The sequence below is a fragment of the Phormidium sp. CCY1219 genome (assembly GCF_055795085.1).
In genome coordinates this window covers 1-2,720 of the sequence record NZ_JAYFEQ010000476.1, presented here as the reverse complement: position 1 = coordinate 2,720, position 2,720 = coordinate 1, and the positions used below count along the sequence as shown (strand labels likewise).

1 protein-coding gene is annotated in these 2,720 nt (G+C 52.1%); it reads left to right on the top strand.

The window, feature by feature from the left end; genetic code table 11:
• The first annotated feature begins 721 nt into the window (after positions 1 to 721).
• Positions 722 to 2,464 (top strand): hypothetical protein, encoded by a 1,743-nt coding sequence (locus AC0QH1_RS12055; protein ID WP_324631368.1) that lies wholly within the window; start codon positions 722 to 724, stop codon positions 2,462 to 2,464.
• Positions 2,465 to 2,720 lie beyond the last annotated feature (256 nt).

Below are 2,720 nucleotides of genomic sequence, written 5' to 3'. Positions count from 1 at the left end.
CCGATAAGCGCAATAGTTTTTTATCCCTAGTCCAACTCTAGGGATGGAAAAAAACTATCCCGATAAGCGCAATAGTTGTTTATCCCTAGTCCAACCCCAGGGATGGAAAAAAACTATCCCGATAAGCGCAATAGTTGTTTATGCTGTAGCGTCCTATCGGTGAAAAAAGCTGTGGCGATCGCGCCAAAGTTATAAGATTTTCATATAAGTAACGTAGAGAATTTTTCATTTCGGAGGTGCAAGCGCGGTAATGACTATTCGGCTACGTACCACATCAATTTGAGAAAGGCTATATCATCCCCTCGGGACTCCATCATGGGGAACAAAGCCCCTTGGCAAAGGCGTCTGGCAGGGCGAAGCTAGGGTGTGAAACCAAGGGATTTTGCGGAAATATCAGCGATCGCGCGGTTGTAAATCCGGAAGAGAATGTGGTTCACTTGATACGAGATTAAACGTGGTATGGGGAGTTTTACGTGTGTTCTTACATCAGCTTGCGTTACGTCTGGGTTCGATCGCCTGTGTCAGTGCAGGGGTTTTTCTCTCGTGCAATTCGAGCTTAGCCCAACCGAACCCAGTACGAGAGGATAACTCATCCATAGGGTCTGCCCAATTTCTACAACCCAAACAAAACACTAGACCGGTGCCACCGAGTCCGCCGGAAGAGGATAACTCATCCATAGGATCTACCCAATTTCTACAACCCAAACAAAACACCAGACCGGTGCCACCGAGTCCGCCCCAATCGGATCCGGGAGCCACCTATTCTCAACGAGAACTGCAACAGCTCATTTTAGTGCTGCGAGAGATACAACGGCTCGGACTGCGCCCCCAACGAAGTCAGGAACTCGAAAACCTGATTCGCGAACTCGATCGACTCGTTGCGCGCGGACAAGCACAGGTGGAGCTCTCTTCCGAGCAAGCGCGCCAGGTGCAGGCCATTTTATCTTCCCTCAGCCGCGACGAAATCCTTCAGATCCAGGAGTCGCTCGATCTGCCAGAAGTGGAAGTCGGGGTATTTAGCCAAGAAGAAGTTCAACGGCTGTTGGTAATCCTGGGCGGGATTCAACAACTGGGATTGCGACCCGGACAAAGCGATCGCATCGACCGCTTAATTGACGAGTTAGAGACCCTGCAAGCCTCGGGACAGCCACAAGTCATTTTGCCTCCCGAACAGACTCAACAGGTGACAGCGCTGCTGGCGTCCCTCACCCCAGCAGAACTGGCCCAAATTGAGGACGCCGTGGGAGTGCCCCTCACCGTGGGCGACCGACAAGTGACCCAAGAGGGTCTCGAAGAGTTGCTGTTATTGTTACAAGCAGTGCAACGCTTGAACTTTCGACCACAGCAACGGACAGAACTCGCCACCCTGATTCGCGACTTGGAGCGACTGCAAGCGCAAGGAGACGCGGTGGTGGAACTGTCTGAGGCACAAGCCGAACAGATCCAAAGCCTGATTGGTTCCCTGAGTGTGGAAGAACTGGCGCGCTTAGAGCGAGAACTGCCCGGTTTACCCACCCCGCGCAAGTTCACCCAACAAGAGGTGAGCGAACTGCTCGATATTTTACAAGCCGCTCGCGAGCTGGAGGATCTTACCGGTCAACAAGCGCGACAAGTGGATAGGTTAATCGAGGTTTTGGAAGTTCAGCAAGCTACTGGGGAACCAGAGGTGATTCTCTCGGGTCAGCAAGTCCAAACCTTAGACCGTCTGATCGAGTCGTTGTCTCGAGACCAAATTCGAGTGCTGACAAGGCAGTTGGGCATTCCCACGAGCTTCCCGTTAATCAGTATTAATAACCCGACGGGATTTGTGGGCAGTTGGGGAGAAGCTTCCATTGGGGGGCTTTTTAACCAGCGAAATCGCTTTACGCGCTCCACCGATGGCGCGATCGCCGCCAGCGTGGGTTTGGGAGATCCGGAAGAAGCGATCGGTTTCACCGCCACTTTATCCATTACCGGTCTGTCCGACGAAAAGGGCGCGGAAGATAATCTGGGGGCGGGGAGTATCAGCCTGCAAGCCGGTCGGATGCTGCCAGAAAATTTTGCGGTGAGCGTCGGGGTTCAAAACCTGGTGGACTGGGAAGGAGCCGCCGATGACACCGGCAGAACGTTTTATGGCGCGGTGAGTAAAGTGCTGGTTTTCAGCGAGAATATCAACGACCCCTTCAGCCTTGGGTTTGTCACTCTGGGGGTGGGAAATGGGGTTTTTCGAACCCTCAGCAATCTCGATCCGAACGACGAATTCGGTGGGTCCGAGTTTAATGTGTTTGGCAGCTTTGCCACGCAAATGGGTCCGCAAGCCAGCGCGATCGCCGAATGGACGGGACAGGACTTGACAGTGGGATTTTCTGTGGTACCCTTTAAAACAGTTCCTTTGGTCACGAGTTTTGGACTCAACGATCTAACAGGAAACTCAGGAGATGGGGTACGGTTAAACTTCGGTATTACTTACGGTTTTTCTTTTTAAAAAAAGCCAGAGGCAGACCGCCATCCAGCATGGGGTTTTCCGGATTGCGATCGCCTGGAGTGAGTCTCTCGATTCTCGATTTTTTTATCCTCCGAGCGCAATTTGGAAAAGTCAATCCAAACCCGGCGGTGGTGTTTAACAAATCGGGGAAAACTCAAACTTTAACTTGGCCATAAAACAATGTCAGGGACTCCGTAGAAACCAACCCCATGTCTAAAGCCAGGGGCTTGTACTTCTAACCACCTGACCAGCCTAA